At 68.2% G+C, this 23,945-nt stretch carries 21 protein-coding genes and 2 pseudogenes; 8 read left to right on the top strand and 15 right to left on the bottom strand.

Translation table 11 applies throughout. From position 1 onward, the window contains the following. Together ACK59X_RS27645 and ACK59X_RS27650 are read left to right on the top strand one after the other, a co-directional pair. On the top strand, positions 1-586 hold a 586-nt coding region (locus ACK59X_RS27645), incomplete at its 5' end, for a LysR substrate-binding domain-containing protein (protein WP_409961722.1). 193 nt (positions 587-779) lie between these two features. Further along, positions 780-1,859: an alpha/beta hydrolase family protein gene (locus tag ACK59X_RS27650; protein ID WP_409961723.1), complete on the top strand. Its 1,080-nt coding sequence runs from the start codon at positions 780-782 to the stop codon at positions 1,857-1,859. A 35-nt stretch (positions 1,860-1,894) separates the two neighbouring features. Here ACK59X_RS27650 and ACK59X_RS27655 read toward each other — a convergent pair whose 3' ends face one another. Next, positions 1,895-2,911 (bottom strand): sensor domain-containing diguanylate cyclase, encoded by a 1,017-nt coding sequence (locus ACK59X_RS27655; RefSeq protein ID WP_409961724.1) that lies wholly within the window; start codon positions 2,909-2,911, stop codon positions 1,895-1,897. Between the two features lie 179 nt (positions 2,912-3,090). Beyond that, positions 3,091-3,303, bottom strand: a pseudogene (locus tag ACK59X_RS27660) (acyl-CoA dehydrogenase family protein); the annotation flags it as partial. Here ACK59X_RS27660 and ACK59X_RS27665 point away from each other — a divergent pair. Further along, a complete protein-coding gene (locus ACK59X_RS27665; RefSeq protein WP_409961725.1) occupies positions 3,295-3,552 on the top strand; it encodes a helix-turn-helix domain-containing protein in 258 nt (85 codons plus the stop codon). The pseudogene ACK59X_RS27660 and the gene ACK59X_RS27665 sit on opposite strands and share 9 nt — an antisense overlap. 57 nt (positions 3,553-3,609) lie before the next feature. After that, positions 3,610-4,200 carry a flavin reductase family protein gene (locus ACK59X_RS27670; protein ID WP_409961726.1) on the top strand — a complete coding sequence of 197 codons (591 nt, stop codon included), beginning with the start codon at positions 3,610-3,612 and terminating at the stop codon, positions 4,198-4,200. A gap of 723 nt (positions 4,201-4,923) precedes the next feature. On the opposite strand, the gene ACK59X_RS27675 is transcribed toward ACK59X_RS27670, so the two are convergent. Further along, positions 4,924-5,667, bottom strand: a complete 744-nt coding sequence (locus tag ACK59X_RS27675; protein ID WP_409961727.1) for a GntR family transcriptional regulator — start codon at positions 5,665-5,667, stop codon at positions 4,924-4,926. A 112-nt stretch (positions 5,668-5,779) separates the two neighbouring features. Here ACK59X_RS27675 and ACK59X_RS27680 point away from each other — a divergent pair, with 112 nt between their 5' ends. The 3 genes from ACK59X_RS27680 to ACK59X_RS27690 are packed head-to-tail and all read left to right on the top strand — an operon-like array spanning position 5,780 to position 8,646. Then, on the top strand, positions 5,780-6,649 hold the full coding sequence (locus tag ACK59X_RS27680; RefSeq protein ID WP_409961728.1) for a fumarylacetoacetate hydrolase family protein: 870 nt from the start codon (positions 5,780-5,782) through the stop codon (positions 6,647-6,649). Between the two features lie 36 nt (positions 6,650-6,685). Then, complete coding sequence (locus ACK59X_RS27685) at positions 6,686-7,663, top strand: tripartite tricarboxylate transporter substrate binding protein (RefSeq protein ID WP_409961729.1); 978 nt, start codon at positions 6,686-6,688, stop codon at positions 7,661-7,663. A gap of 35 nt (positions 7,664-7,698) precedes the next feature. Further along, positions 7,699-8,646 (top strand): VOC family protein, encoded by a 948-nt coding sequence (locus ACK59X_RS27690; protein WP_409961730.1) that lies wholly within the window; start codon positions 7,699-7,701, stop codon positions 8,644-8,646. Between the two features lie 9 nt (positions 8,647-8,655). On the opposite strand, the gene ACK59X_RS27695 is transcribed toward ACK59X_RS27690, so the two are convergent. From ACK59X_RS27695 to ACK59X_RS27710, 4 genes are all read right to left on the bottom strand, one after another. Continuing rightward, positions 8,656-9,735 (bottom strand): mechanosensitive ion channel family protein, encoded by a 1,080-nt coding sequence (locus ACK59X_RS27695; protein ID WP_409961731.1) that lies wholly within the window; start codon positions 9,733-9,735, stop codon positions 8,656-8,658. A gap of 432 nt (positions 9,736-10,167) precedes the next feature. Then, on the bottom strand, positions 10,168-10,761 hold the full coding sequence (locus ACK59X_RS27700) for a VOC family protein (RefSeq protein ID WP_409961732.1): 594 nt from the start codon (positions 10,759-10,761) through the stop codon (positions 10,168-10,170). Positions 10,762-10,777: 16 nt separating this feature from the next. Beyond that, positions 10,778-11,638 carry a fumarylacetoacetate hydrolase family protein gene (locus ACK59X_RS27705; RefSeq protein ID WP_409961733.1) on the bottom strand — a complete coding sequence of 287 codons (861 nt, stop codon included), beginning with the start codon at positions 11,636-11,638 and terminating at the stop codon, positions 10,778-10,780. Then, entirely contained in the window at positions 11,635-12,279 is a 645-nt protein-coding gene (locus ACK59X_RS27710; protein ID WP_409961734.1) for an FMN-dependent NADH-azoreductase, read from the bottom strand. Before ACK59X_RS27710 ends, ACK59X_RS27705 begins: the two co-directional genes overlap by 4 nt. Before the next feature lie 133 nt (positions 12,280-12,412). Here ACK59X_RS27710 and ACK59X_RS27715 point away from each other — a divergent pair, with 133 nt between their 5' ends. Then, a complete protein-coding gene (locus tag ACK59X_RS27715; RefSeq protein ID WP_409961735.1) occupies positions 12,413-13,315 on the top strand; it encodes a LysR family transcriptional regulator in 903 nt (300 codons plus the stop codon). A 12-nt stretch (positions 13,316-13,327) separates the two neighbouring features. On the opposite strand, the gene ACK59X_RS27720 is transcribed toward ACK59X_RS27715, so the two are convergent. The 8 genes and pseudogenes from ACK59X_RS27720 to ACK59X_RS27755 form a co-directional block, all read right to left on the bottom strand. Further along, positions 13,328-15,394: an ATP-binding protein gene (locus ACK59X_RS27720; protein WP_409961736.1), complete on the bottom strand. Its 2,067-nt coding sequence runs from the start codon at positions 15,392-15,394 to the stop codon at positions 13,328-13,330. A 235-nt stretch (positions 15,395-15,629) separates the two neighbouring features. After that, positions 15,630-18,287, bottom strand: coding sequence for an excinuclease ABC subunit A (locus tag ACK59X_RS27725; RefSeq protein ID WP_409961737.1), 2,658 nt, complete (start codon positions 18,285-18,287; stop codon positions 15,630-15,632). 80 nt (positions 18,288-18,367) lie between these two features. Next, a complete protein-coding gene (locus ACK59X_RS27730) occupies positions 18,368-19,159 on the bottom strand; it encodes an SDR family NAD(P)-dependent oxidoreductase (RefSeq protein ID WP_409961738.1) in 792 nt (263 codons plus the stop codon). Between the two features lie 313 nt (positions 19,160-19,472). Next, entirely contained in the window at positions 19,473-19,958 is a 486-nt protein-coding gene (locus ACK59X_RS27735) for a CZB domain-containing protein (protein ID WP_409961739.1), read from the bottom strand. A 158-nt stretch (positions 19,959-20,116) separates the two neighbouring features. Continuing rightward, complete coding sequence (locus tag ACK59X_RS27740; RefSeq protein ID WP_409961740.1) at positions 20,117-20,908, bottom strand: DUF72 domain-containing protein; 792 nt, start codon at positions 20,906-20,908, stop codon at positions 20,117-20,119. After that, positions 20,905-21,591, bottom strand: coding sequence for an alpha/beta fold hydrolase (locus ACK59X_RS27745; RefSeq protein WP_409961741.1), 687 nt, complete (start codon positions 21,589-21,591; stop codon positions 20,905-20,907). The genes ACK59X_RS27740 and ACK59X_RS27745 overlap by 4 nt, the downstream gene beginning before the upstream one ends. 236 nt (positions 21,592-21,827) lie before the next feature. Continuing rightward, positions 21,828-23,216, bottom strand: a complete 1,389-nt coding sequence (locus tag ACK59X_RS27750; RefSeq protein ID WP_409961742.1) for an iron-containing redox enzyme family protein — start codon at positions 23,214-23,216, stop codon at positions 21,828-21,830. Positions 23,217-23,743: 527 nt separating this feature from the next. Next, positions 23,744-23,945: pseudogene (locus ACK59X_RS27755) on the bottom strand (hypothetical protein); the annotation flags it as partial.

The raw sequence follows: 23,945 nt of genomic DNA on the forward strand, positions 1-23,945 counted from the left end.
CCTCAACGAGGAGCTGACCGGCAACATGGTCGACCAGTTGCTGCGCGGGCGGGTGGACATGGCGATCTTCTCGCCCACCATGCCGTCGGAAGACACCACCTTCACGCCCCTGGTCGAAGAGGAGTTCGTCTTTCTCGAATCACCCCAGGACCGACTGGCCGTGCCGCCCGGCGACGTGGGCCTGGCGCAGGCCATCGCCCGCCCGCTGGTGTGGCCCGCCAACACGCATGGCCACTGCACGCGTTGGCTGGTGGATGCTGCTCTCGGCAATGCGGGCTACCCGGCGGCGCGCGTGGCGGCGGAAATCAATTCCGTCTACACGCTCAAGGCCGCGGTGGAGGCGGGGCTCGGCCCCACCATCATGCCCCTGGGCCTGGCACAGCGGGAGGTGAGCGAGGGCCGCCTGCGCGCGCACCGCATCGACTCGCCGGCGATGTTCCGCACGCTCGGCCTGTGCCTTTCGGTCCACCTGCCCACCACCAACGCCAAGCGCGCGATCTGCCGGCTCATCGGCGAGGTGATCCGCGACCTGTGCACGAGCGGGCAGTGGCAGGGCACGCGCCTGCCCGCCGACCCCAAAGCCTGAACCTGCATCGCCGGATCGAGAACTAGTTGGCACGCACGGCAGGCACAGGGCTTGTTGCCCGGGCGGCGAGGAACTAACCTAGGTGCACCTGGACCGATTCATCGCCGCCCGGCGCGCAGCCCAGGGACTACATGTGCGGGCACCGGAATGCCCGCCGCCCCTTACTTGCCGTTCGTACAACCGGAGTCCTCCCATGAAGCATCTGTGCCTTCTTGCCATCCCTGCAGCGATCGCGGCCCACAGTCCGCTTGCGAGCGCCCAGGCCACGCTGAACCTGAACGACGGGGTAATGCGCATCCCCAGCGTGACGGTGGGGAGCGATGTCTACACCAATGTGATCCTGCGCTTTGGCGCAGATGGACGCTTTGGTCTGGAGGCCGCCACGCCGCCCGCCGGCAACCCGGGTGGCGGTGGCGGCGGCGCCCAGACCCTGCAGCTGTCCTACGCACCCCAGCCCAACACCCAGTACTGGTACACGGCCCAGGGCCGGGTCGTGGCGGCGTGCTCGAACCTTCCCCAGGCCGCCATCACCCTCAAGGTTCCGGCCGGGGCCACGGCCCAGGCCAAGGTGCCTCTGGTGATCAGTCTCGCAGGCTGGGCACCAAGCGGCAATCCGCCGGCTCCCGTGCCGCAGGACGCGGCCGGGCTGGAGCAGTTCGCCGCGGCCGGCATGGCCTCTGCCACCTTCGAGTACCGCGGCTGCGACAACTGGAGCAGCCCGCTGATCGCGCGCACGAACGTGAACGAAACCTTCGACATCGCCAGCTCGGATTTCGGGCTGGGCCTGGCGGCGATCAAGGCGGCCGTCGCCGAACGCAACCTGCCCATCGACACCAGCCGCATCGTCGTGGCCGGCACCTCGTTCTCGAGCAACCTCATCTTCACGGTGGCCACGAAGCACCGCTTGCAGGGCGCCATCGCACTCGCCGGAGGCTGCGACTACGATTGCAACGCCACCGGCACGACCTACGAGCAACCCAATGACTTCCGGGTCAACGGCGCGGCCATCCGTGTCGCCGCAGTCTCGGGCAGCGCCGACCAGCTGTTCCCGCCGGTGGGGCTGGGCAGTTCAGGCTATGGCGCATCCGGCGCCCGCGCCCGCATCCTGACGGCCATCCCCGACGCGGCCAAGCGACCCGCCTCGTTCTACACCTATGTGGCGCCAGGCGCCGGCCATGAGGTGAATGCGACGATGTGGGCCAAGGCGCGCACGTTCGCGCAGTGCATGACCAACCTGCGCCCGGCGGGCGATTGCGCGGCCGACGACCGCTGAGCAAGCGGGCCGGCCCCCGCCCAGGGGAGCGCTTGTCAATGGTGCAGTGCGCGGCGCTCGTGCTTGGCCTGGTACATGGCCTCGTCCGCATGGCGGATGGCCGCATCGGCCGTGCTCAGCCCGGGGTCGGAGCAGACCACGCCCACGCTGGCACCCGGGTATTTCAGGGTCCGCTGGCCAGCCAGGGGAATGCGGCACACCGTGGCTTGCTGCAGGCGCTGGCGCAGGCTGTGGATGGCTTCGGCGGGGTCCTGATCGCGCTGCGGACCGGGGCCCACGAACACGAACTCATCACCACCGAAGCGGCTCAGGTAGTCGCTTTCGCGCATGGCGGCGCGCAACTGGTTGGCAATGGCGCATAGCAGGGCATCGCCGGCCTCGTGGCCGTGGCTGTCATTGACGTTCTTGAAGCCGTCGAGGTCGAGAAAAGCCACCATCACCGTGCTGCCCGAGCGCCGCGAACGCGCCTGCAGCCGCTCCAGCTCTTCAAACAGGGCCCGGCGATTGGGCACGCCCGTGAGCGGGTCCAAGAGGGCCATGCTGGTGAGCTGCTCGTTCTTGCGCTGCAGCTCCTCCAGCAGTTGCTCGCGCTCGACCTGCTGGGCGATCAGGCCGGCAAACAGCTGCAGTATCTTCCCGGTCTCGGGCGGGAGTTCGGCGCGCTCGGCGCTGGCAGCGCACAGCGTGCCGTAGATGGCGCCATCGGACAGACGTACCGGCATGCTCACATAGGTCTGGATGCCCAGGGCGGCCGCCGCCTCCGAGTCCCCCCAGCAGCCCTGCACGTCGGCCGTGAACATGCGGTTTTCATTGAGGGCGCGGTAGCACAGCGTGTCGCCCCAGGGCACGGTCAGGCCCTCGGGGATCTCCATCCTGCGCGTATTGCGCGAGTACAGCACATGCTGCAGTTCGCGCTTGAAATCGATGGTGGTGAGGTACGTGGACTCCAGCCGCGTGACCTTTTCCAGCATCTCCAGCAGCGGGCGGGTCAGCTCTTCAAGCGTCTTGGCGTGTACGACGGAGTCGGAAAGTCGGGCGAGAAGCGGGTCCATGACAGCAGCAACGATGGGGTACACGGTTGGCATGCCAATCCACTGCGGACGCATCCCATCGTGGCAATGTACGCCAATTTCGGCAATTAATTTATTGCCATATCAATATATCTAGGGTAGGGCCGCATTCTGTTGCCGAAGTCCCACCAAAGCTGTTCGAAGGCGGATTCAACAACCTGTCATGACATGTTCGGTTTGCGCGCAATCAGGTGCTCCATGATCTCGCTGGTGCCGCCGTAGATGCGCTGGATGCGGGCATCGGCGTACATGCGTGCGATCGGGTACTCGACCATGTGGCCATAGCCGCCAGACAGCTGCAGGCATTCGTCGATCACCCGGCCCTGCTGCTCGGTGCACCAGTGCTTGGCCATGTAGGCGGCCTCGTGGCCCAGACCTGGGCGGCATGGCCCGGGCCCTGCACATGGCGCCCATCACACTGCAGCGGCGACTGGCCAACCAAGGCATCGCCTAACCAAGCGCTCAAGGCCGAACTGCGGCGCGACACGGCGATCTGGCGGTTCAACACGAGCAGCGTCTCATTGGCGGAGCTGGCCGCCGGGCTGGGCTTCAACGACAGCCCGGCGTTCGAGCGGGCCTTCAAGAACTGGACCGGCAGCCCGCCGGGCGCCTATCGGCGATAGTGTGGTGTCCCGCGTTGACTGGCTCGCGGGCAGCACCTCGACCCATCAAGGATTTGCATGAACAGCCACCTGGCACCCGTCGAACTCTCCAAGGCCTACCGCCTCCTCAACCATGGCCCCACGGTGCTGGTATCGGCGCGCCATGCGGGGGTGGACAACGTGATGTCCGCCGCCTGGGCCTGCGCGCTCGACTTCGCGCCGCCCAAGCTCACGGTGGTGCTGGACAAGGCCACGCGCACGCGCGCCCTGGTCGAGGGCAGCGGCCGCTTCGTGATCCAGGTGCCCACGGCCGCGCAGATGCAGCTGACCCACGATGTGGGCAACGCCAGCCTGCACCAAGACCCGGCCAAGCTGCAGCGCCATGGTGTGGAGCTGTTCGGCATCGAGGGGCACGATCTGCCCTTCGTCGCGGGGTGCTCGGCCTGGCTGGCGTGCAAGCTCATCCCCGAAGCGCACAACCAGCAGGCCTACGATCTTTTCATCGGCGAGGTGGTGGGTGCCTGGGCCGATACCCGCGTGTTTGCCGACGGGCACTGGCATTTCGAGACCGCCGGGCCCGAGTGGCGCAGCCTGCACTATGTGGCGGGCGGGCAGTTCTATGCCATCGGCGAATCGCTGGTGGCGCGCACGGAGCCCCAGGGGGGATAAGCCTTGCGGCAAGGCTCCGGGAGACCTGGCCCATTTCCTTTTGGGCGCGCGGAACAATCCCGATAGGATGGCGCACGGGGCCGCGCTTTCCTGGCCCTGCCCCCCTCGCTGCATATCCCTTGCCGATGCAACCCAGCCTCGCACTGCCCTGCGCCTTTTGCGTTGCGCTGTCCTTCGCCTTGACAAGCTGCAGTTGCCCGCTTGCCATGTACAAGCTGGGTTTTGCCAACAAGCACGGTTTGGCACCGCCGCGGATCCGAGAAAGGGCTCGGAGTAGATGGGCAAGGCCCTGCCCCCGCTGGTGCCGCTGGCGGAAAAGGGGGACATGGACGTCCTGCCGATTCTGGGCCTCGCCTACAAGGACGGTGACGGCACGGCCCCGGACGCCAGGAAGTCCGTCCATTGGCTGAAGCTGGCCAGTGCCCATGGCGACAGCCTGTCGAAGGCCTATCTCGCGAATGCCTATGCCGATGGAGCGTGGAGAAGGACGAAAAGAAGGCCCTGGAATTGCTGGAAGAAGCGGCCTCGGACGGCGAGCCCGTGGCGCAGGTTCTTCTGGGCCCGCGCCATTCCACAGGCCATGGCGTTGCGCAGGACCATGGCCGGGCCGTCGAGCCATGGCAACAAGCGGCGAGGAAGGATGGAGTCAATGCCCCCCTACTTCCTGGCCCAGGCCTATGAGGCGGGCAGCGCAGTGCTGCACCTGCGCCCACTGGCTGCGGTTCACGCCGCCTTGCGCTGCCCCCGCTCCATTCCGCTCGCCTGCAGCGCCAGCTCCGTCGTCTGCTGGAAATGCTGCTGCAGCAAGGCCGTGGCGCGCGCCACGTCGCGCGCCAGCGCGGCTTCGACGATGGCCGTGTGCTCGGCCGGGATGTCGCGGTGCGCGGATCGGGCGGCAGCAGGCGGCAGGCCTGAATCGCTGGCGGCCACGGCCGAGATGTAGCGGTAGCGGGTGAAGCGCTCGCGCAGGTTGGCGGCCAGCTCCAGCAGCACGCGCGAGCCGCAGGCCGAGAGCAGCGCATCGTGGAAGGCCATGTGCGCCTCGTCCCATTGGGCGGACAGGGCCGCGGGCATGCCAGCCTCGCGCAGGGCCAAGCGGCTGAGCTGGTGGTGGGCGGCCACCACGCGCGCCTCCCAGGCCACGTCGCCCTGCAGCAGCGACAGGCGCAGCGCCTCGGTTTCCACCAGCACCCGGGCACCCGAAATCTCCATCAGATCCTGCGCCGAAGCGCTGGCGACCTTGAAACCGCGCTGGTCCTCGGCCTGCACGAAGCCGCTGCTGGTCAGGCGCGAGAGTGCCTCGCGCATGGGGATGGGGCTGGCGCCATAGCGCGTGCACAAATCCTTGATGAGCAGCTTGGAGCCGGGGGCGAACAGGCCGCCGACGATGTCCAGGCGCAACTGCGCCACCAGTGAAGAGGTGCGTGTGGTGGGCGCGCCTGGGAGCGCTTCGGTGGCTGTGGTCATGGGGTGCCGCCAGGGTAATGGGGATTGTCTGGGAAATTATAGGGTTTGTACTAACATATACTTTTTAATGAAATATATATATTTTACCCATTCACGCAACCTGTACCTCCCCATGAAGCTCTGCACAGTCACCCTCCAAGGTTCCCGCCGCCTCGGCCTGCTTGACGGCGAGCAGGTGCGCCCCCTGCCCGCCGACGTGGCACGCGATGTCGGCGATTTCGTGCGCCAACTGGCCGCGGGCGCGAGCCGCGATGAACTGGTCGCCCGCGCAAGCGCCCCCGTGCCGCTGGCCGAGGTGCAGTTCCTGCCACCGGTGGTCGCGCCCGAAAAGATCATCTGCGTGGGCCTGAACTACCACGACCACACCAAGGAAAGCGCCTACGCCCAGCCCGACTACCCCACGCTGTTCCTGCGGCTGACCACCAGCCTGTGCGCGCACGACGCACCCATCGTGCGCCCCGCCTGCAGCGACAGCCTGGACTACGAGGGCGAGCTGGCCGTGGTGATCGGCACCGGTGGCCGCCATATCCCGCTGGACAAGGCGCTAGACCATGTGTTCGGCTATTCGGTGTTCAACGACGGCTCGGTGCGCGAGTACCAGTTCAAGACCCCGCAGTGGACGGTCGGCAAGACCTTCGACGCCACAGGAGGCTTCGGCCCCGCTGTGGTCACCGCCGACGAACTGCCACCCGGCGCCCGCGGCCTGAAGCTGGAGACGCGCCTGAACGGCCAGACCGTGCAATCGGCCAACACCAGCGATATGGTGTTCGACGTGGCCACGCTGGTGCAGGTGATCAGCGAGGCCATCACCCTGGCCCCGGGCGACGTGATCGTGGCCGGCACGCCGGCGGGCATCGGCTGGGCGCGCAACCCTCGCCTGCTGATGCTCGAGGGGGATGTGTGCGAGGTCTCCATCGAGCGCATCGGCACGCTGCGCAACCCCATCGTGGACGAGGTGCTTGCCGGCACCGTCGCCGCATAAGGCAAGCCCACTCAAGAACCACAGAAGACCAACGCCATGAACCGCCTGCTTGCCCCCCTGGCCCTCGCCGCCGCCACCCTGCTGGCCGCCACCACCGTGCACGCCCAGTTGGCGGGCCGCACCGTCAGCATCATCGTGCCGCAGCCCGCCGGCAACCCCACCGACGGCGTGGCACGCAAGCTCCAGCCGCTGTTGCAAAAGGAGCTGGAGCAGACCGTGATCGTGGAAAACGCGCCCGGCGCGGGCGGTTCCATTGGCGTGCAGAAGGTGCTGGGCAGCCCGCCCAGCACCGTGCCGGTGCTGATCGCCTCGCAGACGGAGCCCATCCTCACGCCCTTCACCACAAAGGCGGCGCGCTACAAGCCCGAGGACTTCCGCGCCATCGCGCTGGTGGCGCGCCTGCCCTATATCCTGGTGGCCCGGCCGGGACTGGCGGCGGCCAACCCCAGGGAGCTGGCTGCACTGGCCAAGAAGTCGCCTGCGCCCCTGAGCCTGGGCGACATCGGCCCCGGCTCGATGATCCACCTGCTGGGCGAGCAGTGGGCGCGCAAGAACGGCGTCAAGCTCAACCAGATCTCCTACCGGGGCGTTCCCCCCATCAGCCAGGACCTCATGGGCGAGCAGATCGACCTGAGCTTCCTGCCGCTGGGCGGCGCCACGCTGTCGATGATCCAGTCGGGCAAGGTCAAGGCCATCGGCAACTCGGCCGGCGCCGTGCACCCGCAGCTGCCGCAGGTGACGACCATCGCAGGGTCGGACAAGGCCCTCTCCAGCTTCGTCTACGGCACCTGGATCGCCCTGCTCGTGCCCACCAAGACTCCGGCCGACGTGGTCGAACGGCTGAACAAGGCGCTTACGACAGTGATGAAGGACAGCGACTTCCAGACCTACGTGACCACGAGCGGCATGGAGCCGGCCAACGTCAGCACCCTGCGCGACCTGGACGGGTTCTATGCTGCGGAGATCCAGCTGTACCAGGGGTTGGCCAGGGAAATCGGCGTGACCGCCGAGTGAGCGCAGCTGCCGCAGAAAAAAACAGGAGACAGACCGTGACGAATCCGCAGCCCCAGGACCGCCCCGCCATCCATTCCGTCGACGAGTTCGTGCTGAGCGTGCCCGACCTGGAGAAGGCGCGCCACTTCTACACCAGCTTCGGCCTCGATGTACGCGACGAGGCAGGCGCGCTGGCCCTGTACACCCATGGCCACCCGCACCGCTGGGCACGCGTGCTCCAGGGTGGGGGCGGCCCCAAGCGGCTCGAATGGATCAGCCTGGGCATCCATGCACCGGACCTGGACCGCTTTGCAGCGCTGCTGCGCGAACGCGGTGTGCCCGGCGTGCCTGTACCCAAAGGTGCCGACCCGGCGGGCCTGTGGCTGCGGGGCCCGGACGGGCTGCCCATTCAGCTGCGCGTGGCGGCCAAGGTCTCACCCAATGCCCCGGGCCCGCGCGAATCGACGCCCGAGCCCGCCAACCATGGCCGTGCGCCCAGCCGCAGCAAGGCCCAGGCCACACGGCCACTGTACCTCTCGCACATCCTGCTGTTCACGGCCGACGTGACGCAGGCGCTCGACTTCTACACCGGCGTGCTCGGCCTCAAGGTGTCGGACCAGTCGGCCGGCATCATCGCTTTTCTGCACACGCCGCATGGCAGCGACCACCATCTGATCGCCTTCGCCAAGTCCAACGCCGCAGGCCTGCACCACAGCAGCTGGTGCGTGCCCTCGCTGGATGCCGTGGGCATGGGCGCGCAGCAGATGGCCAACGCCGGCTACCCGGACGGCTGGGGCCTGGGCCGGCATGTGCTGGGTTCGAACTACTTCCGTTATGTGCGCGACCCCTGGGGCAGCTTTGCCGAATACTCGTACGACATTGACTACGTGGCGCCGCACGCCCAGTGGCCTGCGGCGGACCACCCGCCCGAGGATTCTCTGTACGTCTGGGGCCCCCATGTCCCCGAAGACTTCATCGTGAACCACGAAACTCCCCGCAGCTAGGCAAGGAAGTCATACGCCCTGCGGTGGCTGCAGAACGCCCGGCGCGGGTGTTGTCACCTGGGGTGTGCGCACCTGCGGCAGGCAATCGGGGTACTCGCGCTGGATGAAAGTCACCAGCGCCTCGCGCACCCGGCAGCGCAGGTCGAAGGCCAGGCCCGAGGAGCGGGCCGAGACCAGCACGCGGATCTGGATGGTGCGGTCCGTCGCCTCGGTGAGCTGCAGCACGCTCACGCGCTTGTCCCATTCGGGCGCGGTATCGAGCACGCGCTTGAGTTCTGCGCGCAGCGGGTCGAGCGGCAGCGCATAGTCGGCATACAGGAAGACCGTGCCAAGGATCTCGGAGCTGGTGCGCGTCCAGTTCTGGAACGGGTGCTCGATGAACCACTGCAGCGGGATGATGAGCCTCCGCTCGTCCCAGATCTTGAGCACCACGTAGGTGCCCGTGATTTCCTCCACGCGGCCCCACTCGCCCTCGATGATGAGCACGTCGTCGATGCGAAACGGCTGGGCCAGGGCGATCTGCAGGCCCGCGATCATGTTGCTGAACACCGGCCGCGCGGCGATACCGGCGACGATGCCCACCACCCCGGCCGAGGCCAGCAGGCTCGCGCCCACCTGGCGTGCGCCGGGAAAGGTCATGAGCATCATGGCGACACCGGCCATCACCACCGCAGTCATGGCGGTGCGCGAGAGCACGCGCGCCTGCGTGGCGATGCGGCGCGCGGTGAGGTTGTCCTCGACATCGGCCGGGTGCTTGGCGATCACCCCGTCCGCGAGGCCGCCGATGGCCGCGATCAGCAGCCAGCAAGTGCCGGCGATGACGGCCAGGCCGTTGAAATGGCGCACCGTGCCGATATGGCGCAGGTCGTCGCTGGCGGCCTGCCACACCAGTTGCAGAGCGATCAGCGGCAGCAGGATGCGCACCACGGGCACGCAGGCCTCGAACACCGAGCGCAGCACCAGCACATGGCCCGTGGCACGCCGCAGCACCACCGCAGCGATGCGGTGCACGATGCCCGCCACGATGACTGCGGCCACGGCCACGATGCCGGTGTGTGTCCAGGAGGTGGGGTCGAACCAGTCCATCATGCGCCCGCCCCCAGGGGCTGGGTGTCAGCGAAGAAGGCGAGGGTCGGTCGGCTGCTGTCCGGCAAAAGGGGGCTCCGCGAAGATCATGGAAGGCCCCATTGTGGAAAATTGCTGCACAGCAACATGTCAGCCAATGCCGACAATGCCAAGGATGTGGTTGCTCTTGATCGGTTGCACCGTGGCCCTGGCCTCGCGCTCCACCACGGCGGCGATCTGCGCCTGCGGCGTGGCGATGGGCTCGGTGCTGTGCCGTAGAGCATCTGGGCCAGCGCCGGCTCCGCCGTCACGGCCTGGAAGGTGCCATGGAGGCGCGCCACCAGCGCACCGGGCAGGCCGGCAGGGCCCCACACGCCGACCCAGGTATTGAACTCCAGCTCCGGCAGGGTTTCCGCCAGCGTGGGCACCTCGGGCGCGATCTTGCTGTCAGAGGTGTCAGGGCACGTGCATGTCCCAGGGCGTCTTCCCCGGCGGCAGCGGTGGCCGCGCCGTGAGCTCAGCCAGCGGTTCGCCGGCCTCGTAGCGCGCGATCAATGCCTCCGGGTCGAACAGGATGCCCATGAAGTTCTCCTCGTAGGCGCCTGAGGCGAAGAAGGCGCCGAGGTCCGCGTTGGCGGTGAACACGTCGTACTGCAGCTCCACCCGGTTGCCGTCGGGGTCCTTGTAGTACAGCGACACGGTGGGGCCGTGATTGATGGTCCAGTACGGCACGATGCCGGCCGCCTTGAGCCGGCGGAAAGTGGCGAGCAGCGCAGGCAGCGTGGGGTAGGTGAAGGCCAGGTGCTCCAGACCCCCTGCCCCGTCGTCAGCCGGCGCGAGTTCGGGCCGGCCGATCAGGCCGATGCGGTGGTGCTCGTCGTCGTAGGTCAGAAAGCACAGCATGGCGTTCTCGAACGCGGGCCAGCCCTGCAGCACCGTGAGGTACCAGGCGCGCGAGCGTGGCAGATCGGTGACGCGCAGCACCACGTGGGCCAGCTTGGCAGGACGGATGGGATGCGCGGCGGCGTCGGGAAGGGTGCGGGGTTGCATGGGTTTGTCTCCTGTCCTAAGGTTCTGCGATGACGCGGTTCTCGATGGCGCCGATGCCCTCGATCTCGACCCGCACCACATCGCCCACCTGCAGGTAGCGCGGCGGGTCCATCAGGCCGCCTACGCCGGCGGGGCTGCCGGTGGTGAGCACGTCGCCCGGCTCCAGGGTGAAGGCGGTGCTCAGCTCCACGATCATGTCTTCCACGCGGTGGGTCATCTCGCGGGTGTTGCCGTCCTGGCGCAGATCGCCGTTGACCCAGGTGCGCAGGCGCAGGGCGTGGGGGTCGGACAGTTCGTCGCGCGTCACGATCCAGGGGCCGAAAGGGCCATGCGTGTCGAACGACTTGCCCAGGGTGTGCGTGGGCGCGCGCATCTGCCAGTCGCGCACGCTCAGGTCGTTGGTCACCACGAAGCCGGCCACCATGTCCATGGCGTCTTCGCGGCGCACATGGCGGCAGCGCCGGCCGATCACCACACCCAGCTCGCCCTCGTAGTCGAACTGGACCGATACGCGTGGCAGGTGCACCGGGTCATACGGGCCGTTGACGCAGCTCACCTGCTTGTTGAACCAGGCCTGGCCCGGTGCGCGCACCAGATTGACCTTGCGCGCCTCCTCCAGGTGCGAGGGGTAGTTGCCGCCCAGGCCCAGGTACTTGCGCGGCGCGGGAATGGGCGCGAGCAGGCGCACGGCGGCCAGGTCCCGGCGCGGTGCGCTGGCGGCGGTGGTGCGGGCCCAGTCCAGCCCGGGCTGGCCCAGGGCGATGAGCGCCATCAGGTCCGCGGGTGCGCCGGCGATGGCGCCCAGGTCGGCCAACGTGGCGCCTTCGACCACGCCATAGCTGGCGCTGCCACCGGCGGTGAAACTGGCGAGCTTCATGGTGCCACTGCCTCATGCGCCGCAAACAGCTGGGCGATGGCGGCACGGGCCGAGGCCAGCGCGGCATCGCGCACCTCGGGCCCGCGGTTCACGCCCTCTGCACGCACCACGTCGAAGCGGGTGATGCCCATGAACTGCAGCACTGCCACGAGATAGCGCTCCTGGAAGTCCTTGTCCTGCATCTGCGGCGGGGTGCTGTAGATGTTGCCGCGCGAGGACGCGATGACCACGCGCTTGCGGCCCGCCAGGCCGCGCGGGCCCTGCGGAGTGTATTCGAAGGTGCGGCCGGCCTGGGCCAGGGCATCGATCCAGGCCTTGAGCTGGGTGGGCACACCGAAGTTGTACATGGGCGCTCCGATCACGATGGCATCGGCCGCCAGGAACTCGTCGAGCAGGGTGTTGAGGTGGGCCAGGTCGGCACGGCCCTGCGCGCTGGCCGGCTGGCTGCGCTGGCGCAGGGCGGCCACGGTCTCGGGCGTGAGCTGGGGCGGCACGGTCACGGCCAGGTCGCGGTAGGTGACGCGCACGGCGGGGTCGGCCGCGCGCCAGGCGTCCACCGTTTCGCGGCTCAGGAGGCGCGAGACGGAGGCCGGGCCGGTGAGGCTCGAATCCAGGTGCAGGATGTGGAAGGCTGAGGTCATGTTGGTCGTTGCACGAGCGATGGAGGCCCGATGATGGGTGCCGACCTCGTTCCACTCAATAGGGTCTGGTAAACCGTATCGTTCCTCTGATGGAACGAAAATCGGCACCACCATTGGCCCGGAGTGCACGCGCATGGAAGACCTGAACGACCTGATGTTCTTTGCCAAGATCGTGGAGCACGGCGGCTTCAGCGAGGCCGGCCGGCGCCTGGGCGTGCCCAAGTCGCGCCTGAGCCGGCGCATGGCGGTGCTGGAAGAGCGCATGGGCGTGCGCCTGCTGCAGCGCTCGCCCCGGCGCATCACCCTGACCGGCGCGGGCCAGAGCGTCTACGAGCGTTGCCGCACGCTGGTGGAACTGGCCGAGTCCACCCACGAGCTGGCGCGGCAGGCCTCGGCCACGCCGCAAGGCGAGGTGCGCATCAGCTGCCCGATCACGCTGGCGCAGGTGTGGCTCACGCCCCTCCTGCCGTGCTTCATGCAGGCGTATCCGCTGGTGCGCCTGCATGTGGCGGCCACCAACCGCCGCGTGGACCCCATTGAGGAGCGCATGGACGTGGTGATCCGCGTGCGCCGCCCGCCCCTGCCCGATTCGGACCAGGTGGTGCGCAAGCTAGGCGCATCGACCGATGTGCTGGTGGCCAGCGCCCGGCTGTTCGATACGGTGGCCGTGCCGCAGGAGCCCGAGGACATTGCCCGCCTGCCCACGCTGTCCTGGCCCGGCCGGGGCGAGCGCGTCAGCTGGAGCCTGGCCAGCGCCGAACGCGCGCTGGAGCTGCAGCATGTGCCACGGCTGGTGACGGACGACATGTTCGCACTGCGCGAGGCGGCGCGCGCCGGCATGGGCATCGCCCTGCTGCCGCGGCGCATATGCCAGGCCGACATCCGCGCGGGGCGGCTCGTGCAGGTGCTGCCGCGCTGGGCCTCGCCGCGCGCCGATGTGCTGGCCGTGTTCACCAGCCGGCGAGGCATGCTGCCCGCGGTGCGCGCGCTGCTGGACTACCTGGACCAGAACCGCGAGGACGACACGGATGCCTGAGGCCGCGCCCGCTCACTGGGCGATGCGCGCAATCGCCACATGCAGCATCTGCGGCGTGCAGGGTTTGGGCAGCACGTCGAAGCCCATCTGCTGGATGTGGTCCAGTTGCTCGGCATAGCCCGTCATCAGCAGCAGTTTCTGCGCGGGCCAGGTCTCACGGATGTGCCGGGCCAGGCCCACGCCGTCGATCTCGCCGGGCATCACCACGTCCGACAGCACCAGGTCGGGCCGCTCGCCCTGCTCCAGCAGGGTGCGGGCCTTGGCGGCGCGGTCCACACGCGTCACGCGGCAGCCCAGCGATTCGAGGATGGGGACCAGGGAGGCGGCCACTTCGTCGTTGTCCTCCACCACCAGCAGGCTCTTGTCCAGCGGTGCCAGGGCCGGTGCGGGGCCGGCGGCATCCTCGCGCGCCGCCTGCGGACCGGCGCTCGGAAAGAACAGGCGGATGCGGGTGCCCGTGCCCAGGGTGCTGGCGATCTCCGCCCGCCCGCCCACGCGCTGGCACATGCCATACACCTGGCTGAGCCCCAGGCCCGTGCCCTCGCCCACGGCCTTGGTGGTGAAGAAGGGCTCGAACACCTTGCCGAGCAGCTCCGGCGGAATGCCGCTGCCCGTGTCGCTCACCTCGATGAGCACCATGGCGGGCATGCCCTGCCCGGCCTCGCTCTCACTCGCGTTGCGCGCACTGATCACCAGGCTGCCGCCCTTGGGCATGGCATCGCGCGCGTTGATGGACAGGTTCAGCAGCGCCAGTTCCAGCTCCGCCAGGTCGAGCACCACGGGGGCGGTGGCGGGGTCCACCTGCACGTCCAGCTGGATCTGGCTGCCCAGCTCCGGTGCGATCAGGTCCTTGGTGGGCGGCAACTTGTCCTGCAGCACCACATGCTCGGCCACCAGCGGCTGGCGGCGCGAGAAGGCCAGCAGTTGGCGCGTGAGGTTGGTGGCCGACTTGACGGCACGCGCCATGGAGTCGATCTGCCGGGTGCCCACATCGGGCGCGGTGCGCTTGAGCAGGTGCAGGTTGTTGCTGATGACCATCAGCGCATTGTTGAAGTCGTGCGCCACCCCGCCCGTCAGCCGGCCCAGGGCCTCGAGCTTCTGCGCCTGCAGCAGCGCCTCTTCCGCGCGGCGGCGCGTGGCGACCTCCTTTTCCAGGCTCTCCATGGTGGACAGCGCGGTGCGCGCATTGCGCAGCGCCATGCGTGCGGCGAAGAACAGCCCGGCAATGGGAAGGGCCCCCAGCGCGAACAGCGCCGCCAACTGGCGCAGCACGCCGTTGCGCGCGGCCGAAAGGTTCATGCCCGTGCCCACGAACAGCGGGTAGGGGCCGACCTTGCGGAAGGCGATGATGCGGTCCTGCCGGTCCACCGAAGAGATGCCGCGCATCTGCGCCCCGGTCTCGCCCTGGAGCAGCCGGGCCATCACCGGGCTGTCGGGCGCCAGTTGCTCGGGGGCCTTGTCCAGGCTGGGCCAGCGGGTGTAGATGGCGCCGTCCTCGCGGAACAGGTTGACCGCCAGGCCCGGCTCGTCGGCCACCAGGTCGCCGTAGAAGTCCTGGAAGTACGAGGCAAGCAGACTCACGTTGATCACGCCGCCGAACTGGCCGTTGTGGTCCTCGAAGGCCAGGCTGATGTCCAGGATGCGCTCGCGCGTGGTCCGGGTGACCAGTGGCCCCGACAGGTAGCGCGGGCCCGGTGGCCGCAGGCGGTGGAACTGGAAGTAGTCGCGGTCGGCCACGTTGAACTGCGGCACTTGTGCAAAGCGGCTGCTGGCAATGGGGTCGCCCTTGCTGTCGAAGATCCAGATCGACTGCACCTGCGGCTGGTCCCTGGACCAGGCCGCCAGGTCGGCATGCAGGTCGGCGCCATGCACACGCAGCTCCTGCGGGCTGCGGCCCTTGACCACGGCGAGCACCCGGTCGTGCATCGCCTCGGACGCGGCCATCACCTTGGAGGCATGCTCGTGCGCCACGCGCAGCGAGCGGCTCACGCGCAGTCCGGCCTCGTCCTGCGCGCCCACCAGGGCCACCGCTCCCACCACCAGGTAAATGAACAGCGGCACCGCGATGCTCAGAATCACGAGCAGGCGAAGCCACTTCACCGAGGCATGGGCCCTGGAGCGAGAATCGTCACGGACCAACGGGTGCATCCTTCATCGTGTCGGGAATGGAGCGTCCAGGAGGGGCCGGCGCAGGCAGCGCTGCGCACGGAATCCCCAAAGTATCATTCAAATCTTCCGGCGTGCGCGCCTGCCGAGCCCGGCGGCGCAATTTTTCTGTGCAGGCGTGCAACATGGCTGGCGGCCCCGGCCCCGGTCAGGGTGCCACCAGTCCCAGGGCCCGCGACAGATAGGGGGCAGTGCGGCTGCTGCCGGCCACCGCCACCACGGCAGGCATACCCTGGGCCACGATGCGCCCGCCCTCCTCGCCCGCGCCGGGCCCGATGTCCATCACCCAGTCGCAGGCGGCCACCACGCGCATCTCGTGCTCGACCACCACCACGGTATTGCCTGCGGCCACCAGGCCGTCGAGCTGGGCCAGCAGGCGGTCCACGTCGGCCGGGTGCAGGCCGGTGGTGGGCTCGTCCAGCACGTAGAGGGTGCCGCCGCGCTGGGTGGGCCGCTGCAGCTCGGTGGCCAGCTTGATGCGCTGGGCCTCACCGCCGCTCAGTTCCGTGGCCGGCTGGCCCAGGCGCAGGTATCCGAGGCCGATGTCGCGCAGCACAGCGAGCGGGCGCAGCACCTGGGGTTCATCAGCAAAGGCGTCGCAGGCCGCATCCACCGTGAGGCCCAGCACGTCGGCAACCGTCAGGCCGTTCCAGCGGACTTCCAGGGTCTCGGCGTTGTAGCGTGCCCCATGGCAGGCGGGGCATGGCGCATACACGCTGGGCATGAACAGCAGTTCCACGCTCACGAAGCCCTCGCCCTCGCAGGTGGCGCAACGGCCCTTGGCCACATTGAACGAAAAGCGCCCCGCGTCATACCGCCGCTTGCGTGCGGCCGGGGTGGCGGCAAAGAGCTTGCGCACCCCGTCGAACAGGCCCGTGTAGGTGGCCAGGTTGGAGCGTGGCGTGCGGCCGATGGGCTTCTGGTCCACCTGCACCAGGCGGCGTAGGTGCTCACCGCCCGCGGCAATGCGCCCACCCAGGGTAGCGGCATCGCCCGCCGGAGCCTCCCCATCGTCGGGCAGGGGGAGGCCCTCGTCGTCGTCGCCGGCCACGAGCGGCCGGCCCAGGTGTGCGGATACCAACTCCAGCAGCGCCTGGCTCACCAGGCTGGACTTGCCCGAGCCCGACACGCCGGTCACCGCTGTCATGCACCCGAGCGGAAAAGCCGCATCGAGCCCATGCAGGTTGTTGCGCGTGATGCCTTCCAGCCGCAACCAGCCCTGCGGCGGGCGCGGCGCGCGTGCAGGTACGGCACTCTTCGCCGAACCGAACAGGTAGTGCCGCGTCTGCGAACGCTGCACCTGCGCCAGGCCGGCCGGCGGGCCGCTGTAGAGCACCTCGCCGCCCTGCTCGCCTGCCGCCGGGCCCACATCCACCAGCCAGTCGGCGCGGCGCATGGTGGCCAGGTCGTGCTCCACCACGAAGAGCGAATTGCCCGCCGCCTTGAGGCCTTGCAGCGCTGCCAGCAGCGCCTCGCCGTCGGCCGGGTGCAGGCCGGCCGATGGCTCGTCGAGCACATAGACCACGCCGAACAGCTGCGACGAGAGCTGCGAGGCCAGGCGCAGCCGCTGCAGCTCGCCGGGTGAGAGGGTGGGCGTGCTGCGGTCCAGCGAGAGGTAGCCCAGGCCCAGTTCGATCAGCGCCAGCACGCGCTTGCGCAGGTCGCCGGCCAGGCGCTGGGCGGCGATCACCTTTTCCTCGGACAGCCAGGGCGTGCGGTGCACGTCGGGCGCGGCGGCATGGGCCGCGGGCCGCTTGCCGCGGGTGCGGCCCGCGGGCGCATCGGGGGCGGGATCGCGCTCGCCCAGCCGACCCTCGGCGGCCGGCCGCAGCAACTCGGCCAGCACGGTGAGCGGCAGCTGCGACAGGCTGCCGATGTCGTGCCCGGCAAAAGTGACCGACAGCGCCTCGCGCTTGAGCCGCTTGCCCTGGCACACCGGGCACAGCGTGCCCACCATGTACTGGGCCACGCGCTTTTTCATGAGTGCGCTCTGGCTGTGGGCAAAGGTGTGCAGCACGTGGCGCCGCGCGCCGGTGAAGGTGCCCATGTAGCTCGGGGTGAGCTTGCGCCGGATGGCGTCCTTGACCTCGGCCACGCTGAAGCCCGCGTACACCGGCACCGTGGGCTGCTCGTCGGTGAAGAGGATCCAGTCGCGCAGCTTCTTGGGCAGCGTGCGCCAGGGCACGTCCACGTCGTGGCCCAGCGTGGTGAGGATGTCGCGCAGGTTCTGCCCCTGCCAGGCCAGCGGCCACGCGGCCACGGCGCGCTCGCGGATGGTGAGCGTATCGTCGGGCACCATCGATTGTTCGGTCACCTCGTACACCCGGCCCTGGCCATGGCAGTGCGGGCAGGCGCCCTGCGGCGTGTTGGGCGAAAAATCCTCGGCATAGAGCATGGGCTGGCCGCCGGGGTAATGGCCGGCACGCGAGTACAGCATGCGCAGCGGACTCGATATGGCCGTTACGCTGCCCACCGAGGAGCGCGTGCTCGGCGTGCCGCGCTGCTGCTGCAGCGCCACCGCGGGCGGCAGGCCGTCGATGCTGTCCACCTGGGGCACGCCGGCCTGCACGATGAGGCGGCGCGCATAGGGCGCCACCGACTCCAGGTAGCGCCGCTGCGCCTCTGCGAACAGCGTGCCGAAGGCTAGGGACGACTTGCCTGAGCCGGAGACCCCCGTGAACACCACCAGCGCATCGCGCGGAATGTCCACGTCCACATCCTTCAGGTTGTGCTCGCGGGCCCCGCGCACGCGCACCATGCCGTGCTGGGAGGATGGGGAGGAATCGTCCGGGGAAATGGAAGGCATCGGTGAAGGTGCGTGGTGGTCCGTCGGGTCGGCAGCGGATATCCTAACCACGGCAGCGTGGCCTCCACAGCCCGGCCACATCAGTCCTTGAGCGCTGAGCCCGGCTCAGCCATCTTGCGGTGCTGCTCGGCCAGCACCTGCGAAGGCATGACCTTGGCCATGATGGCCTGCAGCTTGTTCTTGAGGCCATGCACCACATCGGCCTCGCCGTCCATCATGGCGGCAAAGCCCACCCTGGCCACATCGGCCGGGTCGGCCTTGCCGTCGTCGGCGCCCACCTGGGTATCGAGCATGTCCGCACGGGCGAAGAACTCCGTGTCGGTGGCACCTGGCATCAGGCAGGTGACGGTGACGCCCGAATCCTTGAGTTCATTGCGCAGCGCCGCCGCGAACGAATCGATGAAGGCCTTGCTGCCGTTGTAGACCGCCTGGAAGCTGCCTGGCGTAAAACCGGCAATGGAGCCCGTGATGAGAATGCGCCCCCGGCCGCGCCGGCGCATCGGGTGTCCGAGCTTGTGCAGCAGGTACAGGGTGCCGGTGATGTTGGTATCGATCACGTGCTGGATGTCTCCGAACTCCTGCTCCAGGAATCCTTTTCCCAGGCCGTGCCCGGCGTTGGCCAGCAGTGCATCCACCGGCCGCCCGGCGATGGCGTCGACCAACTGGTCCACTCCCTGGCGGCTGGCCAAGTCGGCCTGTACCACCTGCACCGTGGCGCCGAGCATGCGCAGGTCGTTGGCCGCCTGGTCGAGCGCCTGATCGGCCGCGATCACCAGGTCAAATCCGTTCTGGGCACAGCAGCGTGCCAGGTGGTAGCCGATGCCCGACGAGGCTCCGGTGACGACCGCGAGGGGACGGGTGGTGGTGGTCATGGCAGCGCTCCTGAAACGCTCCATTCTGGAATGCCCCACCGGCCCGGGCCGTCAGCGGCTAGCGCGATGCCCGGGGTGCACCGTCCTACGCCGCACCTTGCGGCAGCAGGCCGGGGGCAGCACGACCGCAGTGCAGGACAACAGCCCGAAAGCGGGGAAACGGCCTCTTTCACCCGGCTACCGTTATTGCAATGCACCTGCCGTGCATACCTTGCGTTCAGCGCCGCAATGCATGCACGGTGCAAACTCCGCCAGGCGCAAGCTTAGGGGAGTTTTGTGTTTCGGGGGGCGGGGCCGGTCCACAGGCCGCGGCTCAGCGCCCCGCGTGGTTCTTGAGCTCCTTGAGCAACAGCACCACCTGGTTGGAGGCGTGTCGGCAGCTGGTCTTGAGCACCTTCTGCGACTGCTGCAGATCGCCTGCCTGGAACAGCGTGACCACGGCGGCCGCCTGCTGGTGAAAGTACTTGTGCCGCGCCACCAGCATGCCAAAGGCAGTGTGCTGGCCCAGGCGTGCGCGCCCGGCCCCATGCAGCCAGCGGCCCAGCTGGCAGCGGTGGTCCTGGCAGACCCGCTCCGGGCGCATCACCTCGGTGCTGCGGCCGTGGACCATGTCCTCCAGGCGGGCGCGCCAGTTTTCGTGCAGGGCAATGCCGGCATCGATCTCCATCTCCATCGCCAGGTGGTCGGCGTACTCGGCATCGAGCACGAGTTCGCTGGCGTTGTCCTCTGCGTTCCATGCCGCTTCCGGGCTGGATCGGACCTGCTCGCGGACCCTGAGCAGCCGGCTGAAAAATCCCATCTGCATTCCTCTTGTTCTTGTGGCGCCGGTGGACTGCCGGCCAAACAGGTAGCCTGTCGATCCGCGCGCCCATCCACTGGGTGTCGAGAGCGCGGTGTGGATGCTGAGGCAAGCGCCTCCCGTAATCCATAACCCAAATGATCTAGCCGCACGCGGATTCAGGCCCGCAACGCCCCGTGCAGATCGAGGGCGTTGTGAGTCGCGGCGCCGCTGGCCGTGTTGTCGAAGATGCACCACACACTGCCGGCTTCATGGGTGGCGGCCTGCAGCCGTGCGGCCAAGGCGCCGATGAGTGCGGCGTCGTAGGCCGAGTAGTACACGCGTGGCGATCCGTGCAAGCGGCAGTACACCAGGCCAGGCCAGCCGCCGGGCGCCCGCCCCGGATCGTGAAGTACCGGGTCGGCCAGCACGCGGGCCGCGTGCCAGTGGGCCAGCAGTGCGTTGCCTTCGGGCGTGAACCAGCTGGCATGGCGCGGCTCGACGGCAACCCCGCCCTCGCCATGCAGGTGCCGCAGGCTGCGAAAGAATGCATCGGTCACCGGTCGGTCGAGCGCCAGGCTGGGCGGTAGCTGCACCAGCAGGCAACCCAGGCGATCGCCCAGTCCCGCCGCCTGGCCCAGGAAGGCCTGCAGCAGGGGTTCAGTGTCCTTGAGGCGCGCCGTGTGCGTAATGCTGCGCGGCAACTTGGCGCAAAAGCGGAACGCAGGCGGCGTGGCCGCGGCCCAGCGCTCGTAGGTGGTGCGCTGGTGCGGCCGGTAGAAAGAGGAGTTGATCTCGACAGCCGAAAGGTGCTGCGCGTAGCGCTGCAGGTGGGTTGCGAGCGGGTCTGCCGTGGCAAAACGGTGCTGGCTGCTGCGCGGCAGGCCCCAGCCGGCGGTGCCTACGAACAGCGGGGCCGCAGGGGGATTCCCCGAAGGCAACGGGCTGCGTCCAGCTTCGGAGGGCATCATCCGGGAACCACGGACGCGCCAAACTTGGGACGGGGATTCGCACTGTGGGCATAGGGGCGCCATGCATGCAGCGGCTGGGCAAGGCGGTCCGCCACCACCCTCAGCACAGCCGGATTCCAGGGCATCCCGCAATGGCTGCCTTCGATCTCGATGGATTCGGACCGCCCCGTGCGCTTCATGTCCCTGCATGCTTGCCATGCCACCACGCCATCGCTGCGGCTGTAAATCGACGTGGTGGGAACGGGGGGCGCCTGGCGCAACCTTTCCAGCAACGCCGGGTGCGCTGGTGGCATGCTGCCGTTCAGAAGGCGGTAGACCAAACCGGCGTTTGTGTGCTCTGCGGATCCCGCAAAGGGGGTTCCGATGGTGATGACCTGCCGCACGCGCGAGCGCAGCCGCTTGGCAATCTCGCGCGCATAGATGCCACCCAGACTCCAGCCCACCAGGCTGATGGGGGCGGTGTGGCCAGCGGTGCGCTCCCGAACGCGTTGCGCCAGCGCGTCAAGCCAGCCATCGATCTCGCCCTTGGGGCCGGTGTTGACACCCTGCCCCCAATCGAGGGCGCTGTAACCCAGACGCTCGCAAAATGCATGCAATGGGCGTACCACGGTGGCATTGGTGGCCAGTCCGGGAAATACCACGACCGCATGCCGGTCGCCTCTGGGCAAGGCGGCTTCGCCCATCACATGGTGCCCTGCAAACTCCAATGCGGCGCGCACGGGTTCCAGCGCAAGCAACGCATACGAAGGGCGGCGGATGGGCGAGGTCGATCTGTGCATGAAGGCTCCGATGTGAATGGCCTCCATGGTGCGGCCACCAATGCCGGTGCGATGCACCATTTATCCCCCAGTTGGGGTCGGAGCGTTCTTACGCTGTCCACCCAATGTCGGGCAAGCACCTTGTGATACTTGCCAGGAGCTCACGCCCGGTTCAGGAACATCCGCGTGGCCTTGAGCCCCACGGGCGTCCAGTGCAGCGCCGGCGACATGGCCTGGACCAGCAGATCCCGCCGCTCGACGGCGTCCAGCGTGGGATAACGCTGCTCGAAGATCTCAAGGTCCGTGTCCAGGGCCGCTGGCGCAGGCTCGGAGCGCCCACCCTTGGTGGCCTTGAGCCGTTCGGCCACGCGAAAGCTCATCTGCCGCTTGCCCGTGGCCGGGGTGGCGCCGGTCTCGAAGGGCGCACCATCGGCACTTGCCGCGCCACGGATCCAGTCGTGGATCACCTGCAGTTCGTAGGGGGAGAACACACCGAACATCTTGGCACGCTCGCCCTGCAGCAGGTGCCAGAAGCGGCTATCGGTCACGGGCTGGTTGCGCTTGATCCAGTGGGCTTGCTCCAGCGCAGCCAGAAACGCAGGAAGGTCATCGGCGTTGGACAGCCAGTCGTTCACGCTGCGGCCGGCCACCTTGCAGAAGTCGGAATGCGCGCCATGGCCTGACGGCGCCTTGCGCGCCAGGATGGCCAGCACCTCCCTGTCGATGTCGAAGCCGTCGATCACGTCCAGCGTGCTGACCCCCACGTTGCCCAGCTTGGCACCTGCACGCACCCGGCGCCAGTAGCCGCCACCGTCGTCGATGCGCGGTGCGGCCTCCAGCGCTGCCACGCAGGCGCGCTTGGCATGCCCCGTGTCGGCATTGTCGACCGTGACGTGCAGCGTGAAATAGTAGGGGTCGATGCCCAGTTCATTGAGTTCGTACGCGGTGATGAGCAGGTGCAGGGGCAACTGCTCGTAGCCCAGGTTGAAGCCCACGATCTCGGGGAGGAAATCCTGCGCACTCCAGCCCAGGGCCACTTGAAGCAGCCCTTGCTTGTACAGCGCATCGGGCAGGTCGTCCACAGGGTCCAGTCCATACTGGGCCAGCAAGGCGCGGTAGAGCTTCACGTGGTTCTTGTCGGCCAGGCCGTCACCCAGTTCTTCCACATAGGTGGTGACCAAGTCCGAGAGGCGGGAGTTGTCCGCATGCGCGCACAGGCCGTACAGCCAGGAGCCATCGACCAGCTTGGTGGGCGCGACATTGCGCAGAAAGTACAGGGCGTGCGCACGGTTCGTGAAGTAGCGGCGCGGCGCCCCGGCCTTGCGCTCGTCCAGATAGGCCTGGTACTGGCCATGGACCTTCTGGATATTGGCCTCCATCCAGGCCGTCAGATCGTCGGGGTTCTCGGGTAGATCGTCATCGTCAAGCGCCACTTCCTGCAACGTGCGGCTCAGGAAGTCGGCTGCTTGCCCGCGTTCCTGCAACGTCGGAATGTGGTTCGCCAAACGGTCGTAGAGAGGCGCATGGAGCGCGGCTGGGACGGATGCCATGGAAACGGGGCGGGCGATGGTCGGTTCGGAACGGGGACGTTCCTGCAAATGGAGGTACATGGCGTGTTTTGGGTAGGTATGGCCCTGAGGGTGGGCCATCGCTGCTCCTCCCACTATCGGGACAAAGCTCCCATCCTCGTGAGCGGCCTCCTACGGCGCCCGCGCGTTTACAGACAGCCCCACTGCTGCAGAAGGCCGATGTGCTCGTCCGACACCCGTACACCGATGTCGTTGAGTAGCGCAGGTTGGGCACGTAGACCTTGCGCGCCAGCTCCAGCGCGCGCAGGCGGGCGGTCTCCACGGTGGCTGCGCAGCCGGTGGCCACGCCCACGTAACCGCTGGTACCGCTGGTGATGGGGGCGCTCTGGCGCAGCTCCACCTCGGCAAAGGCGATTGCAGCGCGATCACCTGTCGACAGGCCCTCATCCAGGATCACGGGAATGCCTTTGGAGATTTCCTCGTACCCTTGGGTATAGGGGAACGGCGGCACCGTCAGCACGATGCCGACGGCAAAGTCCGGCGCTGTCTCAAAGCCAGTGGCCGAGCGGTGAAGCATCTTCAGGAAGATGGCCTCCCAGGGCATCGCGCATGCCGCATACAGGCATGTCGCCTCGATTGCGCAGCACCCGCTGGTGGGTCAAGGGCGTGACCGTGGTGAATTCATAGTTGCGGGCTTGCAGGTAGACGCCCAACTCAACCAGCGCAGCCATGCGTTGCCCGTCCATGGCG

It is taken from the genome of Acidovorax sp. (genome assembly GCF_046339755.1).
Taxonomy (GTDB): Bacteria; Pseudomonadota; Gammaproteobacteria; order Burkholderiales; family Burkholderiaceae_C; genus Acidovorax.